Source organism: Chitinophaga caseinilytica, from assembly GCF_038396765.1.
Taxonomy (GTDB): domain Bacteria; phylum Bacteroidota; class Bacteroidia; order Chitinophagales; family Chitinophagaceae; genus Chitinophaga; species Chitinophaga caseinilytica.
Genome location: NZ_CP150096.1, coordinates 778980 through 795135, shown reverse-complemented (window position 1 = coordinate 795135; position 16156 = coordinate 778980). Strand labels below are relative to the sequence as shown.

At 54.0% G+C, this 16156-nt stretch carries 11 protein-coding genes; 8 read left to right on the top strand and 3 right to left on the bottom strand.

From position 1 onward, the window contains the following. The first annotated feature begins 6 nt into the window (after window positions 1-6). Complete coding sequence (locus WJU22_RS03395; protein ID WP_341841881.1) at window positions 7-642, top strand: lactate utilization protein; 636 nt, start codon at window positions 7-9, stop codon at window positions 640-642. Between the two features lie 83 nt (window positions 643-725). After that, the gene (locus WJU22_RS03390; RefSeq protein WP_341841880.1) at window positions 726-1502 is read left to right on the top strand and encodes a UDP-2,3-diacylglucosamine diphosphatase; all 777 of its coding nucleotides are present in this window, start codon (window positions 726-728) and stop codon (window positions 1500-1502) included. On the opposite strand, the gene recO is transcribed toward WJU22_RS03390, so the two are convergent. From recO to WJU22_RS03375, 3 genes are read right to left on the bottom strand one after another with little or no spacing between them, the layout of a single operon-like run. Next, complete coding sequence (gene recO / locus WJU22_RS03385; protein ID WP_126244539.1) at window positions 1499-2233, bottom strand: DNA repair protein RecO; 735 nt, start codon at window positions 2231-2233, stop codon at window positions 1499-1501. The genes WJU22_RS03390 and recO overlap by 4 nt on opposite strands. 19 nt (window positions 2234-2252) lie before the next feature. After that, a complete protein-coding gene (locus WJU22_RS03380) occupies window positions 2253-3461 on the bottom strand; it encodes a two-component regulator propeller domain-containing protein (protein ID WP_341841879.1) in 1209 nt (402 codons plus the stop codon). Continuing rightward, complete coding sequence (locus WJU22_RS03375) at window positions 3344-4438, bottom strand: hypothetical protein (protein ID WP_341841878.1); 1095 nt, start codon at window positions 4436-4438, stop codon at window positions 3344-3346. Before WJU22_RS03375 ends, WJU22_RS03380 begins: the two co-directional genes overlap by 118 nt. Window positions 4439-4530: 92 nt before the next feature. On the opposite strand from WJU22_RS03375, the gene WJU22_RS03370 reads away from it, so the two are divergent. The 6 genes from WJU22_RS03370 to WJU22_RS03345 all read left to right on the top strand — a co-directional run bounded on the left by WJU22_RS03370 (window position 4531) and on the right by WJU22_RS03345 (window position 16151). Continuing rightward, window positions 4531-6933 carry an efflux RND transporter permease subunit gene (locus WJU22_RS03370; RefSeq protein WP_341841877.1) on the top strand — a complete coding sequence of 801 codons (2403 nt, stop codon included), beginning with the start codon at window positions 4531-4533 and terminating at the stop codon, window positions 6931-6933. Window positions 6934-7289: 356 nt separating this feature from the next. Then, window positions 7290-7877: a hypothetical protein gene (locus WJU22_RS03365; protein WP_341841876.1), complete on the top strand. Its 588-nt coding sequence runs from the start codon at window positions 7290-7292 to the stop codon at window positions 7875-7877. Between the two features lie 77 nt (window positions 7878-7954). Beyond that, entirely contained in the window at window positions 7955-8140 is a 186-nt protein-coding gene (locus WJU22_RS03360; protein ID WP_341841875.1) for a hypothetical protein, read from the top strand. A gap of 248 nt (window positions 8141-8388) precedes the next feature. Then, complete coding sequence (locus WJU22_RS03355) at window positions 8389-11637, top strand: SusC/RagA family TonB-linked outer membrane protein (protein ID WP_341841874.1); 3249 nt, start codon at window positions 8389-8391, stop codon at window positions 11635-11637. A gap of 21 nt (window positions 11638-11658) precedes the next feature. Continuing rightward, the gene (locus WJU22_RS03350; protein WP_341841873.1) at window positions 11659-13116 is read left to right on the top strand and encodes a SusD/RagB family nutrient-binding outer membrane lipoprotein; all 1458 of its coding nucleotides are present in this window, start codon (window positions 11659-11661) and stop codon (window positions 13114-13116) included. Window positions 13117-13304: 188 nt separating this feature from the next. After that, on the top strand, window positions 13305-16151 hold the full coding sequence (locus tag WJU22_RS03345; RefSeq protein WP_341841872.1) for a SusC/RagA family TonB-linked outer membrane protein: 2847 nt from the start codon (window positions 13305-13307) through the stop codon (window positions 16149-16151). Window positions 16152-16156 lie beyond the last annotated feature (5 nt).

Below are 16156 nucleotides of genomic sequence, written 5' to 3'. Positions count from 1 at the left end.
GGCACTATGAAAGTATCTCCCGCCAAAGAAAACATCCTTAAAAGGGTCCGCAACGCGCTCAGCCAGCCGGTGCAGCTCCCGTTCCCCCATGCGGAAGGTAACAACTCCGTATTCGTCACCGAAAATGAAGGCCTCGAACTGAAATTCGCGGAAGAATTTTCGAAACTGCAGGGCAAATTCATCTTCTGCTCCTCCCGCGAAGAACTGGCGGAAAACCTCCAGACGCTCGTGGAGAACAAGGAATGGGCGCACGTGCATTGCAAAACACCGGCGCTGGAGAAAATCCTCCAGCCGTTCAATCCCGCCTACCTCAACGTGGGCGACATGAACCAGATGGACGCCGCGATCACCGATTGCGAAATGCTCGTTGCCCGCACCGGGTCCATCGTCATGAGCGCAGCGCAGCCCTCCGGCCGCGCACTGCCCGTGTTCGCGCCCGTCCACCTCGTTGTGGCGTTCACCCACCAGCTCGTGTTCGACGTGAAAGACGGCATCCAGCGGCTGAAAGAGAAATACCAGGGAAACCTTCCCTCCATGATCTCATTCGCCACCGGCCCCAGCCGCACCGCCGATATCGAAAAAACGCTCGTGGTCGGCGTGCACGGCCCGAAAGAAGTGTATGTTTTCCTGCTGGATGAATAACTACTTCAAATACAATAGATAACGATACGTGTAAAATGCAAAAGGAATTCATCACTTTTGCATTTTACATTTCATTACGAACCATGAACATTCATCTGCCGCCCGGCAAACGTGTATATTTCGCTTCCGACTTTCACCTCGGCGCCCCCGATATGGCCCGCAGCCGCCAGCGCGAAAAACTCATCGTACAGTGGCTCGACGAAGCCTCGAAAGACGCACAGCACATTTTCCTCGTCGGCGATATCTTCGATTTCTGGTTCGAATACAAACACGTCATCCCCAAAGGATACACCCGCCTGCTGGGCAAACTCGCCGAACTGCGCGACAAAGGCATCGGCATCACCGTTTTCATCGGCAATCACGACATGTGGATGGACGGTTATTTCGAGGAAGAACTGGAAATTCCCGTGTACTTCGAGCCGCAGCAATACGTGATCGGTGGAAAGAAATTCTATATCGGTCATGGCGACGGCCTCGGGCCCGGGGACCATGGGTATAAATTCCTCAAGAAAATCTTCCGCAATCCTGTTTGCCGCTTCCTCTTTTCGTGCATCCCGCCGAACTGGGGGATTTCCATGGCGAACTTCTGGAGCCGCAAAAGCCGCGCGGCCACCGGCGAAAAGCTGGAAACCTTCCTCGGCGAAAACGAGGAATGGCTGGCGATATACTCCCGCGAAATCCTCCGGAAAGAACATTTCGATTACTTCATCTACGGCCATCGCCACCTCCCGCTCGATCTGAAACTGGGAGACGCATCGCGCTACATCAACCTGGGCGACTGGCTGAACTATCATTCTTACGCCGTGTTCGACGGCCAGACTACCGAACTGAAATATTACAAAACCGGCACCCCGATTTAACCGAGGATCTCGTGTAAGATAGGCGGGCTGTGCAATTCCTTGAAATCGGGGAGGTGCAGCCTGTAGAAATCGAGGTACGCGTACAGAAGGTTGCGCCGGCGCTCCTTGTTCATCAACACCTGCTCCAGGTCGGGGATGTACTGGATGTTCTGCAGCTTGTCAGTAAGCTCGCTGTTGGTTTCGTCGAGATAATTGGTGTGGTGCGGTGGAAGGTCGACGTAAGTGCCTTCGGCCAGATCCAGGTAGGGCGTGAATTCCGAATAGTGCCCCGCGAAATGGAACCCGAGGTGCGCGGCGAAGCGCAGGGTGAAAAACAGCGGGAGATTGGCCGCCACGGCGGTGTTTTCGGTATCGAGGGCGCGGAACACCTTTTCCGTGAAATGATACAGTTCGGGATCGGGCTCCGGTTGTTTGAGGGATTTTTGCAGCAGCTCGATGAGGTACAGCGCCACCGTGTTCTTCACGATATTTACGTGCATGGTGGTATAGATATGCCCCGGTTTGAATTCGGAAATCCGCTGGATGTTTTTCTGTTCGTGATGGTACACCACGAGGTCGAGGATGTTCCCAGGCTGGAGGATATTTCCTTTTGCCGCTTTGGGGCGCGACGAGCGCACGCCGTTCACGATGTACGACTGTATCCCGAAAAGCTCCGTGAAGATGCTCAGGATAACGCTGGTGTCCCCATATTTGACGGTGCGGAGTACGATGCCCGGAGTTTTGTGCAGCATATCACACAAAAATCGGTTATCAGCGGATAAATACCAGCTTCGATACGATTTTTTCCTTCCCCGCCGCATCGCTGGCCAATACGAGATAAACCCCGCTTTGCGGACGGAACCCCGTGTAATCCCGCCCATTCCAAACCGCCTGGCCGCCCTGGGCGCGGGTTTGAAAGACCAATTTCCCTGAAACGTCCGTGATTTTCACATATGCGTCGCGCACGAGCCCGCGAACGGCGATCGTGCCGGTATAGCCGGAGGGTACGGGGTTCGGGAAGACGAGCACTTCGCCACCCTGCGTTTCGCTGCCTTCGGTGGCTTCTCCGCGCCAGGATACCAATCCGTTCCCCGTTCCGAAGAATACCTCCCCCGTTACGGGATCGATGGCGATGCGCTGCACGGTGTTGTCGGGCAGGGGACTGTTTCCCGTATGGAAATGTTGCAGGATTCGGCTGCCGTCGGCACTGGTGAGCCAGGCGCCGTTGCGTGTGCCCACCCATTTACGGTTGGCGCCGTCCACCGCAATGGAAAGCACCTCCTCGTTCTGGAATAAATACCCTGCGAAAGCGTCTGTACGCACAACCGGGAGCCAGGTTTCACACGCGTTGGCGGCAAAAACGTCCTGCGCGCATTGGAAAACGCCGATGCCCCGCGACGTACCGATCCAGATCCAGCCATCGCGGTCTTTGGCGAGGCAATAGACTTGCGGCGACGGCAGATTCCCGCGCCCGGCGCCCGATAACAGCTGTTTCCAGCGATCGTCGCGCGGGTCGTCGGCATGGGTGCCATGGTTCATAACGATCACGCCACCGCCAAGCGGAGCTGCCATCCATTTCTGGTCGTAATCGTCGATGAGGATTTGGGAGACGGCGTTGTAAGGGAGGAAATACGGGACGGTGAACCCGTTCCAGTTGCCGGATTTGTTTTTGAAGAGGAGTTGCTGCTGCGTGGCGCCGAAAGCGGTGGCCCAGAGGTTGCCGTTCTGATCGGCCGCCAGGCCGCCGATACGGTCGCGGCCCAGGGGTTTTTCCTGTAAAACCGGTGCGCCGTCGCGGAAAGTGAAGATCCCTCCGCCGAAGGAGCCCGCATACACATTCCCGTTCCCCGCCGAAAGGGAAATCACGTCGGGGACAACCTTGCCCTGCTGTACCCATTCGCCTTCCCGGAAAACCGAGACGGGGAAAGTAGCCCCGGATGGCTGCCAGCTGTCGCTGACGGCCCCGGAAGCGGCCCACATCGCGCCCCCTGCGGAAGCAGCGCCCCCGAAGCCGGGCCTGCCGGAGCATCGGGCGTGAGCGATGTGAAAGTATTGTCGTGGTAAAAAATGAGCCCGTTTTGCCGGTCGGCGATCCAGATCCCGCCTGCGGTGGGCACAGCGCCGGAAGGCGAGGGCAGGAGGGCGTTGGCCAGCGTGGTTTCTTCATCCGAAATCCGGACCACCATCCCCGGGAGCCCCATGAACAGCGCATTCCCGGACGACTGCAGGAACGTGATCGCACCGCGGCCGAAAACCCACTTTTGCCAGGCGTTGCCGGTGAAGCGGAAAAGGGTGTCCTGGACGCGGGCAACGAGGTAATCCGAGGCTACCAGTTGTTGCGCGGTTGCGGGCAGGGGCGGGAGCATTTTCCAGGAACCGGGGTCGGCCAGGTTGGGGGCCGATATCGATGCGCGGTAGATGCCCTGTGGGGTGGAGGCGAATATTTCCGTGCCGTAAATGGTGGCAGACAGTACGGGGTGCCCCGGCGTCCAGGTGTCGGCGATTTCGCGGCGGCGGAGGTCGGCCACGATGATGCCGGTGGGCAGGGGCAGGAGGGCTCTGTCGCCCGAAATGAGGATGACTGTTGCGGCTTTGTCGGGGTTCCCCGGGCGCTGGAGCACGTCGGGGATGTTGGTGACGCGGCCGTTGGCCACGAGGTCGATATTGCCGTTGCGGTATGCGAGCACGAGGGTTTGAAGCCCTTCGTGCCAGGCCATCGCGGAAATGCCGGCATCGTGCAGGCCGGTGGATTTACCGTACCGCGTTACCGCGTGCTCGTCGGCCGACAGCGAAAAGAGCCCCTGGGCGGTGGCGCAAAAGATTTCATTCCCACTGGCCGCCACGGCCATGGCCTGGCGGGTGGGGAAATGCTCGCGCCATTGGCCAATCGGGATGCTTTGCGAGCGTAAGTCGTTGGAAACGAATATCAAAAAGAAAATCAAGCAGGGGCGAAACATACCTCAAAAGTAACAATTATGAATTATCTCTTATGCATTAATCGACATGAATAGTTACCTTTATGGCCTTTAAACAAAATTAGTCTAAATCTATGTGGCAGCGCCTTGCAGCTTTCGTGTTGAAATTCCGTTTGTGGCTTCTGGCTTTGTTGTTCCTGGGAACGGGCGTCATGGCTTATTTCGCGAGCAAAGTGGAGCTCTCTTACGAGTTCACCGGCGCTATCCCCCGCGATAACCCCAAATGGCTGGTTTACCAGGATTTCAAACAGAAATTCGGTGAAGACGGGAACATGATGGTGATCGGGCTCGAATCCGATAAACTCTTCCAGCTGGATTTCTTCCGCGACTACGTAGCCATGAACGACGCGCTGCGCAAGGTGGAAGCCGTGGAAAACACCCTCAGCATCCCCGTGGCCGTAAACCTCGTGAAAGACGCGGAAACACAGAAACTGAAGGCCGTTCCCCTGTTCCAGCCCCTGCCGCAAACCCAGGCTGAGCTGGATAGCCTGAAAAACGTTTTCTATTCCCTGCCATTCTATAAAGGCCTGCTCTATAGCGCCAACGCTAACGCCTATATGATGGCGGTCAGCATCAACAAACAGATCCTCAATTCGAAAAGAAGGATCGAAGTGGTGCAGGCCATCCAGAAAATAGCGGAAGAATTCGGCGAAAAACATAACGTGGACGTGAAGCTGAGCGGCCTGCCCATGATCCGGACCATCATGGCCACCAAGGTGGCAGACGAGCTGAAGATGTTCCTCTACATCTCTTTCGTGCTCACGGCCCTCATCCTGCTGCTGTTTTTCCGCTCGTTCAGCGCCGTGCTCATGAGCATGATCGTGGTGGCGATCGGGGTGATCTGGAGCGTAGGTACCATCGTTATCTGCGGCTACAAGATCACGCTGCTCACCGGCCTGATACCGCCGCTGATCGTGGTGATCGGCATCCCCAACTGCGTTTACTTCCTCAATAAATACCATACGGAATATGCCGTTCACGGCGATAAGATGAAGGCGCTCGTACGGATGGTGCAACGGATGGGCATCGTGACGCTGTTCACCAACCTCACCGCGGCCATCGGTTTCGGGGTGTTCTATTTCACCAATTCCGCGATCCTGAAGCAGTTCGGGGTAGTGGCCGGCGTGAATATCATGCTCATTTTCCTCATCTCCTTCATCTTCCTGCCGTCGGTGCTGAGCTATCTGCCGCCGCCGAAAACGAAGCATACGAGCTATCTCGACAATAAAGCCTGCCGCTGGGTGCTGGAGTTCCTGAACCGCCTCGTGTTCAACTACCGGCCATGGGTATACGCATTTACCGTGATCATGGTGGTGCTGGCCGTTGTCGGTATGATGCGCCTGCGTCCGGTGGGTTTCATCGTCGACGATATTCCGAAAAACGATAAGCTCTATACCGATCTCAAATTCTTCGAACATCGCTTTAAAGGCGTAATGCCGCTGGAAATTGCGGTGGATACGAAAAAGAAGAACGGCGTGGTGAACCTCCGCACGCTCGAAAAACTCGACGAGCTGGGCAAGATCATCGCCGATCAACCTGCGTTTGCGCGGCCGCTGAGCGTGGCCGAAGGGATCAAATTCGCGAAACAGGCGTATTACAGTGGCGACAGCCTGAACTATACCGTGCCCAACCAGTTCGACATCGGGTTCCTGGCGCCGTACCTGCGTATGAAAGGCGGGGGCGATAAATCCGTATTTTCCCAGCTGGTGGCCTCTTTTATGGACAGCACGCGCCAGGTGGCGCGCATGAGCGTGAATATGGCCGACGTGGGATCGGTGGAACTGCCGCGGCTGCTGGATTCGCTGCGCCCGCAGGCAGACCGGATCTTCGATACCGCGCAATATAAAGTGACGTTTACTGGCACCAGCATCATCTTCCTGGAAGGGAGCCGGTTCATCATCAACGGCCTGGCGGAAAGCATTCTGCTGGCTTTCGTGCTGATCATTTTCTGTATGCTGTACCTGTTCCGCAGCTGGCGGATGCTCATCATTTCGCTGGTGCCGAACATAATTCCGCTGCTGGTGACGGCCGGGGTGATGGGTTGGCTCGACATTGCCATCAAACCCTCCACGGTGCTCGTTTTCAGCATTGCGCTGGGCATCGCGATAGACGTAACGATCCGTTTCCTCGTGAACTTCAAGCAGGAGTTGCCGTTGAATAATTATGATATTTCCGCGACCGTGCGGCATACGATCAACGATACGGGTTTGAGTATTATTTACACATCGCTGATCCTGTTTGCGGGCTTTATGATCTTCAGTTTTTCGGAGTTCCAGGGCACGAAGGCGCTGGGCTGGCTCACGAGTTTGACGCTGGTGATGGCGATGATCACGAACCTGACGATTTTGCCGGCGATGTTGTTGTGGATGGAGAAGGCGTTGCAGAAGAAGGCGAAGAAGAAGGAATTATGGAAGGCGCTGGATGAGGAGGCCGACCTGGAAATGGATCAGATCGGGCTGGATGAGCACAAGGACTGATGCGTTCATCCTGTTTTATGACCGTTCAAAAAATTTTACGATCGCCGCACTAGATAATTATCTCATATCTGTAAGGCGTTAAATTTTAAACCCGTGGCCGCTTGCCGCGGGTTTTTTAGTGGCTTCCGGTCAAATAATCTAGTAGGGGGCGTTCGACATGGGGAATTCGCCGTTTATAATAAAGCGTTATATATAGTAGAGAAAAAGTAAGAGGTTTAGGATGCCATTTCTAATCCTCTTAGTCCATGAAAAATAAGTTCCTAAAGGGCGCTCATTTATCTGAGCGTAAATTTAAGGAGATACTTAAGCTGTTCTCCGAAGATTTAACCGCCACGCAGATAGCCAATATCAGCGGTGTGAGCAGGGTAACGATCAACAGTTACCTGAAGAAAATCAGGATGCAGATTGTAAAGTACTGTGAGTCTTTACAGCCTGAAAAAGCAGCGGGGTCCGCATCTCTGGGGCACCGCGCTCACGCACTCCATCAGCCGCAAGACATAGCCGTTGCTGTTAAGACCGATGTAGACCGGATCGTGAAGCCGGTGATATTCGGTATTTACAAGAGCGACAACAAGGTGTTTACGGAGATCCTCCCGGATGTTAGCCGTTCCATGATCCAGGCGATCGCCCGCGGGCGGTCTGTGCTGGAAACGGTGGGCAGTGCGGAGCGGATCCGCCGGTTCAACGGGGTGGTAGACCTGAGTCAATATCGTTTGTATCACCTGGGCCACGGGCACCACGAGGCGGAAAGCAAGACGGTGCTCGACGATGTGGACGGGTTCTGGGGTTTGACGAAGCACCGGTTGGCGAAGTTCAAGGGCCTGAACCGGAATACGGCTTATTTACATTTGAAAGAATGCGAGTTTCGCTACAACTATAGACATGAGGAATTATACGCAGTACTACTTAATCTTCTCAAGACTTATCCATTAAACTTATCTTGACCATAATTTGTTTCTAGCGACAGTAGGCGTGAATTACGGGAAAACCAGTAATTTTACGTTACCAAAGTCTGTCGCTTATGAAAAAAGTAAACGAAAAACGCTTGCCGTTCGGGTGGCCGGGCGTGCCGGTGCAAACAAAATCTGGTCGGGGTACTGCATATAAACCTTTACCGTACAGCGTTTCAGCAATAAAAAATATTGTGCTCCGCAGCAATGCGGCGCATACAACTAATTCTAAAGATCTCGATTTAGATTTTGGTTGATGATAAGCGGGTGATAATCTTGTCGCCTGCTTTTTCTTTTTGTACCTGGTTTAACCCGGCTCAAGGCAAAGCAACAGGGCGGCATCCCAATATAACTTCTTTCTATACCACACATTCAACTTATCAAGAAAAAAAGTATTAACCAAAAAAAATGTATGTCCCCTCCAAAAAATTTACAAATCAATTGCGTTAAAAAAGAGTTAAGTAATTTATATTTGTCTGTTAAAATTCTGTTAAACAACTAAATTATGCTTATGAGGAAAGGTCTAACCGCACTTTTCCTGATCCTGGTTTGTATATCAGGACAGGTATTGGCGCAGAGCCGAACCATTAAAGGAAAGGTTACAGCGGCAGATGACGGTACCCCTATCATTGGTGCCACGGTTATTGCTAAAGGCACGAACGTAGGAACCGTTACAAATGCTGAGGGTGTGTATTCCCTGAACGTTCCAGATGGTGTAGACGTACTGGTGGTTAAATTCATCGGTATGCGTGACCAGGAGGCAAGGATCTCCGGCACAAACGTAAACGTGGTATTGTCTACCGACGTTACGAATCTTACAGAAACAGTTGTAACGGCCCAGGCTATCCGCAGGGAGAAACGTTCGCTGGGTTTTGCTGCGCCCACGGTGAAAGCCGAGGAGCTGACCAAAGGCCAGAGCGTTAGCGCCCTGAACGGCCTGACCGGTAAAGTTCCCGGTCTGAACATCTCCGGTACAGCATCCGCTCCCGGTAGTTCTACCCGTATCGTACTCCGTGGTGGTTCTTCCATCTCCGGTAACAACCAGGCACTGCTGGTTGTAGACGGCGTTCCTATCGATAACAGCGGTCTGATGGGTGGCGGCGACAGCCGTTCTTCCGTAGACTTCGGTAACCGTGGTAACGACATCTCCCCGGACGACATCGAGTCCATCAACATCCTGAAAGGTCCCGCTGCAGCGGCCCTTTACGGTTCCCGCGCTTCCAACGGCGCATTGATCATCACCACCAAATCCGGCAAGAAAGGACAGTCCAAAATGAACGTTTCGTTCAATACGGCCAACACTTTCTCCTCCGTCCTGAAAATCCCCGAGTACCAGAACGAATTCGGCCAGGGCTACCCTGACGATCCCGATGTTTATCCCGGTGGTTATCACAATGACCCGAAGGAAAACTTTAGCTGGGGCGCACCCTTCACCGGTAAAGTGCAACCCTGGGGTCAGGCGATTAACGGCGTTCGCCAACAGAAGCCCTACTCCGCAGTTAAAGACAACGTGAAAGACTTCTTTGACTTGGGTAAGGCTACCAACAACAACCTGGCACTTTCCGGCGCTGGCGACAAAACAACTTACTTCCTGTCGCTCAACGCTTTGAATTCTGACGGTGTTATGCCCGGCCATTCCGACACGTACAACAGGTACAACGTGCGTTTCAACGGATCTGCCGAGCTGGCGCACAACCTGACCACGAGCGTTAACTTCAACTACGCCAAAATCAAATCGAACATGGTCCAGGGTGGCCAGGGCGACGGTTCCGTATGGAACTCTGTTATCCAGATGCCGCGCGATATTCCGCTGACCCAGTTGGCAGACATGAACAACCCCTACAACAGCTTCGGTAATATCTCCGATGCTGCTGGCAACCCGCTGTACGGCTACTACGGTGCTTACACGGTGAATCCTTACTGGCAGCTGGCGAATTACCGCAACGAAAACGCGGTAGATCGTATTACCGGTAACTTCCAGGTGGGTTGGAAACCCCTGTCATGGTTGAACGTTGTTGAACGCCTTGGCGTCGACGTTTATGCTGACAGGCGTAAATACAAATACCCGAAATTCAGCTTCGCTCCTGCCGATAATACTTCCGGCGAGTACAGCAGAGCCGCGAACACCCAGGTGGGCGCAGGTAAATACCAGGAGGAAATTTACAACCTGGCTGAAATCGTGAACGACTTCATGATCTCGGCTGAGCATCAATTCAACTCCGACTTCAAAGGCAGCATCCTGCTTGGACACAACATCCGTCAACGCCAGTTCGACGTTTCTGATGTGGAAACCAACCCTTCCGGCGGCCTTGTAGTACCCGGATGGTATAACTTCGGCAACTCCAATGGTCCGATCGACGCGGTGAATACCTTCTCCCGTCGTCGCCTCATCGGTGTATACGCAGACATCAACATGTCTTACCGCAACTTGATCTTCCTGGGTCTTACCGCGCGTAACGACTGGTCTTCTACCTTGCCGAAGAACAACCGTTCTTTCTTCTATCCCAGTGTGAACGCTTCGTTCGTGTTTACCGAGCTGATGAAAGATGCTGCGATCTCCGATTGGTTTGAATATGGTAAGATCCGTGCCAGCTGGGCGCAAGTGGGTAATGATGCGGACCCTTATCTGCTCAATACCTTCTATGACCGTACCAACATCCTTGGACCTTTCGGTGGCACACGCTTCCCGCTCAATGGCATTCCCGGTCTGGCACAGTCCAACAGGATCGGTAACCCCGAGCTGAAACCGGAAATCACCACGGCATTCGAGGTGGGTACCGAGATGAGCTTCTTCAAGAACAGACTGAGCATCGACTTCTCCTACTATCAGAACAAGTCTAAAGACCAGATCCTGAGCATCCCGATCTCTGCCGCCAGCGGATTTACTTCCAAAGTGGTGAATGCGGGCACTATTCAGAATAAAGGTGTGGAACTTGCCCTGCGTGGTACGCCTATTCAGACATCTTACGGCCTGAGCGTTGAATTGTATGGTACCTACACCAAAAACAAGAGCGAAGTAATCTCGCTGTTGCCTGGAGTAGACCAGATCGTTCTGGGCGGATTCGGCGGCATGTCTATCGTTGCTGCTGTTGGTAAACCTTATGGTACATTCTATTCCCAGGATATTCAAAAGACTCCTGACGGAAAAGTTATCGTAAGTCCTACCACGGGTGAACCGCTGTTGACACCTGCATCCGTATACCTCGGAAACTACAACCCGGATTATATGGCATCGCTGGGTACCAACATCAAGTTTAAAAACTGGAGCCTGGGCGTACTGTTTGATACCAAACAAGGCGGTATGTTCTATTCCAGAACGAAAGACCTGATGGACTTTGTGGGCGTTTCGAAAGAATCCGCTGCAAATGGACGTAATCCCCATCCGTTCCCGAATTCTGTAATCAAGGACCCGAACGATGCCAACAAATACATCGCGAACACGGAACCCTATGATATGTTGAACTACTGGACCAATGCGATTCCTGCTGGCCAGCACGTACTGGATGGTTCCTTCGTTAAACTGCGCGAAACAAACCTGAGCTACCGCTTCCCGAAAAACATGCTGAATAAAGGTATGTTCAGTGATGTTACTATCGGGATATTTGGCAACAACCTGTTCATGTGGACACCGAAAGAAAACGAATACGTAGATCCTGAAGTGAACTCCGGCGGTTCTTCTAACGAACAAGGCCTGGACTTCTCTGCACAGCCTTCTCTGCGGAACTTTGGCTTTAACGTGAAAGTTACTTTTTAACGGTTACTAAAAATTTGAAGAATGAGAAAATTGAATATAAAGAATGTAGCGTTAGCTGTTACGATAGCCGTGACAGCGGCAGGCTGCGGTAAGTTCCTGGATGTGAACGAAAGTCCCAACCAGCCATTGGTGGCGGATGTAAAACTCCTGCTGCCTTCCGGACAGGCGGCAACGGCACACGTGCTCTCCAACCAATTCGGTATTACAGGTGGTATTTGGGCGCAGTATTGGACGCAGAACCCGTTCTCCAGCCAGTACCGTAACAACGATCGTTATAACCTCCAACCATCTACTTCCAACAATTCCTGGGCTATTTTGTATGCAGGCGCCCTGCAAGATTACAAACGGGTGATCGAGAATGCAGGCAGCCTTACCCAGCACGCGGCAATCGCGTATGTGATGAAGGCTTACACCTACCAGATGATCACCGACGCCTGGGGAGATGTACCTGTAAAGGATGCGCTTAACGAAGGCGTTAGCCTGAACATCCCGTATCAGTCGCAGAAAGTTGTTTACGACAGCATTCAATTGTGGCTCGATCGTGGTCTTGCTATGCTGAACCCTGCCAGCCCCAACAAGGTAGGAAGCGAAGACGTGGTTTTCCAGGGTAATATCAACCAGTGGATCCGTTTCGCCAACACCTTGAAGCTGCGTGCTTATCTCCGCATCAGCGCTATCGACGGAACGCGCGCAGAGGCCGGTGTAAGAGCTTTGGCAGGCAAACCGCTGCTGGCCTCTTCCGCTATGATCCAGTACGCTACCTCCGGTGGTAACGAGAACCCCCTGTTCTCCGAAATCCTCGGTCTTGGCAGAACCCAGAACCTCGTAGCCAGCAATACTTTCCTGGATGCCATGAAGGAGAATAATGACCCCCGCCTGGCCCAACTCTATACCAAGGTAACCTGGGACGGAGTTGAGGACACTATCGTGGGCGGCCCTCAGGGTGACTTCGGTAGCTCTCCGGATTTCGATTATTCCTATCCCAGCGCCGCTACCGGTGGCCTCGGTGCCGATAACAATTCCGCGCTTGCTCCCGTAGTACTGATCTCCGAAGCAGAAAGCTATTTCCTGCAAGCGGAAGCCCGTGCCCGCGGCTGGTTCACTACCGGCAGCGCACAAACGCTCTTCAATGATGGCATCACGGCTAGTTTTGAAGCCAATAAGATCGGTTCAGAAGCCGCAGCGTACATCGCAAGCGCGCCAGATGCCCAATGGCCTGGTACACTGGCCGACCAGGTAAAGGCGATCATCACCCAGAAATACTATGCCATGAATGGATGGCAGACCTTCGAAGCCTGGACTGAATGGCGCCGTACCGGTTATCCCGACTTCTTCACGCTGTCGGTAAACCAACGCCTGGGCGGAAAGTTCCCCGTTCGTTTGCCTTATCCTGAAACGGAAGCCAATACCAACGGTTCATTTAAAGACGTAAAACACAGACCGAACAGCGAACGCCTCTGGTGGGATATCGCCGAATAAGTCTTGCAGTTTATTCAACTATAAGAAAGCCGTTCCGTTCACCCGGAACGGCTTTTTTTATCCCCTCCCCATAAAATATCCCCCCAAATTTCCAATCACATTTAAGTGTACTATAGTATCTGTTGAAATTCAGTATCTTGTGGTTCATTCTGTTACACCTTCGGGGCATTAGACAAAAACGCAATCACATGAACAAAACGCTGCCGCTATGGTTATTAACCGCCATCAGCATTCCGGGCGTTGCACAGACAACAGGTAGTAGACCAGATTCTGTTATCCCTTCGAAACGGCTTCTGGACGAAGTCGTTATTTCGGGTTATAACACCGCCACCCGCAAGCAATACACGGGAGCGGCCACCATCGTAGCGGGAGACAAATTCCGTATGGCGCCCACCGCATCTTTCGACCAGATGCTGCAGGGCCGTGTGCCCGGCCTTTACGTGGCTACGGGAAGCGGTCAGCCCGGCGCTTCCGCGCGCATGGTGATCAGGGGCACCGGCACCAATAACGACATCCACAACTTCTACGCCTCCGCTCCGCTCTTCATCGTAGACGGAATTGCGGTGGAAAGCGGTGTTTTCATGGGTTTGAACCCCGCAGACTTCGAATCCGTCAGTATACTCAAAGATGCCAACGCAACGGCGCTCTACGGTTCCCGAGGCGCCAACGGCGTGGTGATCGTCACCACCCGGCGGGGGCAGCAGGGAGATGTCCGCTTTTCCTTCAACACCCGCCACGGTATTTCCCAGGTTTCCCGCCGCCATTTCGATATGATGAATACGAAAGAAAGGTTGCAGTTTGAGGAAGAAGTGGGTAAAGAGAACGGCCGCACCATCGGCGCCGGTTGGATATTTTCCAGGAACAATCCCGCCAACGCCAATCTTCCCGCCGATGTGAAAGCCCGCTACCAGGGCATTCTCGATAGCCTCGGCAGCATCCAGACCGATTGGATGGATTACCTCATGCGCGACGCAGCGCCTTTCCACGAATACGAACTTTCCGCCAGCGGCGGTTCCGATAAAGTGCGGTTCTACTCCTCCGCCAGCTATCTGTCCCAACAAGGCATCGCCTACCGCTCCGGCCTCGACCGGTATACCTTCCGCACCAACGTAGACGCTACCGGCAAAAAGCTGCGCCTCTCCGTGAATACGGCCATCGGGTACACCGGCAGCGATCTGATCGAAGATGAAGCCACGCAAGCCGTCGGCAATCCCTTCGCCTCCATTTACTACGCATTGCCGTACGAACAGCCTTACATTAACGGCGTGCTCGTGCATAGCGGGAATAAAGCCAGTTTCGGCGGCGTGTACGACACCCGTGAAGGTTCCGACGCCATCGAGCGGATGCAGACCACCACCAACCGCCTGAACCAACTGAAAGGGCTCCTCAGCTCATCGCTGCGATACCAGGTGAACGACTGGCTGTACGCTACTTTCAACATGGGGATGGATTTCCGCGAAAACAATGAAATCCGCAGTGCGGCACCTGGCTCCGTGGCCGGTAAGTCGGCACCCGGTGGACAGGGGTATCATGAAGAAAAAGTCAACCGCTTCTTCCAGTTCACTTCTTCCGCGGGCGTTACGTACGACAAGCTGCTGGCCGAACGCCACCGGCTCGTGGTGGCAGGGTTTTATGAATTCAACCGGTTGAAGTATCAGAGTTTGCAGGCGAAAGGTTTCGGCTTGACGCCGGGCCTCGGCGGCACGCTTTCCGGTACCACGCCGGGTTCTGCCGTGAACGGGTTTATCCCGCAGGTGGGCGGGGAACGGACGGGAATGGCGCTGGCATCGTGGGTAGGGCTCGTGCGCTACCTGCTCGACGAGCGCTTCAGCCTCAACTTCAGTTACCGGTACGACGGCTCGTCGACCCTTCCGAAGAAGAACCGCTGGCAGCCGTTTTATTCCATCGGCGCGGGGTACGATCTTCCCTGGCTGGAAAACGTAGCGTGGATCAATACCTTGCGCGTTCGTGCCAGCTACGGTACGTCTGCCGCGCCGCCGAACCAGTATTTCGCCTACGCAGCGGGGTACGGGGCTACGCGGTACGACGGTCAGCCGGCCATCGCGCCGGTCGCCATCGGCAATCCCGATTACGAATGGGAGAAAACGCACATGACCAACCTCGGCCTCGATCTCGCATTCTTCGACCATCGCCTGCGCCTCGTGGCAGATTGGTATAACCGCGAAACGAAAGGGTTTTTCCTGAACGAACAACTGTCGATGACGAGCGGTTTCGATTCCCGGAACATCAATGCCGGCAATGTGCGCAACCGCGGCGTGGAGCTGGATCTGAACGGAGACATCATCCGGAAGAAAGACCTGACCTGGTCGGCCGGTGTTAACTTCACGTATAACCGCAACCTGGTGACGAGCCTCGGCAACGCCAACCAATACCAGGTGAGCACGTTCCTCATCAAGGAAGGATTACCCGTCAATTCCCACTACATCGTAAAATACGCGGGCGTTGATCCCCAAACGGGCGAAGCCCTGTATTACGACCGCAACGGCAATATCAATTCGAACTATAGTTTCAACGCCAGCGTGGCCGAATTCGGTGCTAACGATCCTACCATATACGGTGGCTTCAACACCAGCGTTCGCTGGAAAAACTGGTCGGCCGATGTGCTGTTCTCGTACGTGACGGACATTTCCCGGTACAACGCGATGGACTGGTATACGCTGAACAACAATTCCAATGTGTACAGCAACCAGTCGCGCCGCTGGCTCGACCGCTGGCGCAAGGCCGGCGAAGCGGCGGAAGAAGCATCCTTCGGCAGCGTGCGGACGTTCTCGTCCCGCCACATCCAGGACGCATCGTTCCTGCGCCTGCGCACCGCACAGATCAGTTACAACCTGCCGGAAAGCCTGCTGGCGCGTACGCAGGTGATCAAGGGCGTGACGGTGTACCTGCAGGGCCAGAACCTGCTGACGTTCACCAAATGGAACGGATTCGATCCGGAAGATTATAATGCCAACGCGTTTTTTGAATATCCTGCACCGCGCACGATGGTGGCGGGCGTTCGTGTCCAGTTCTAAAATCA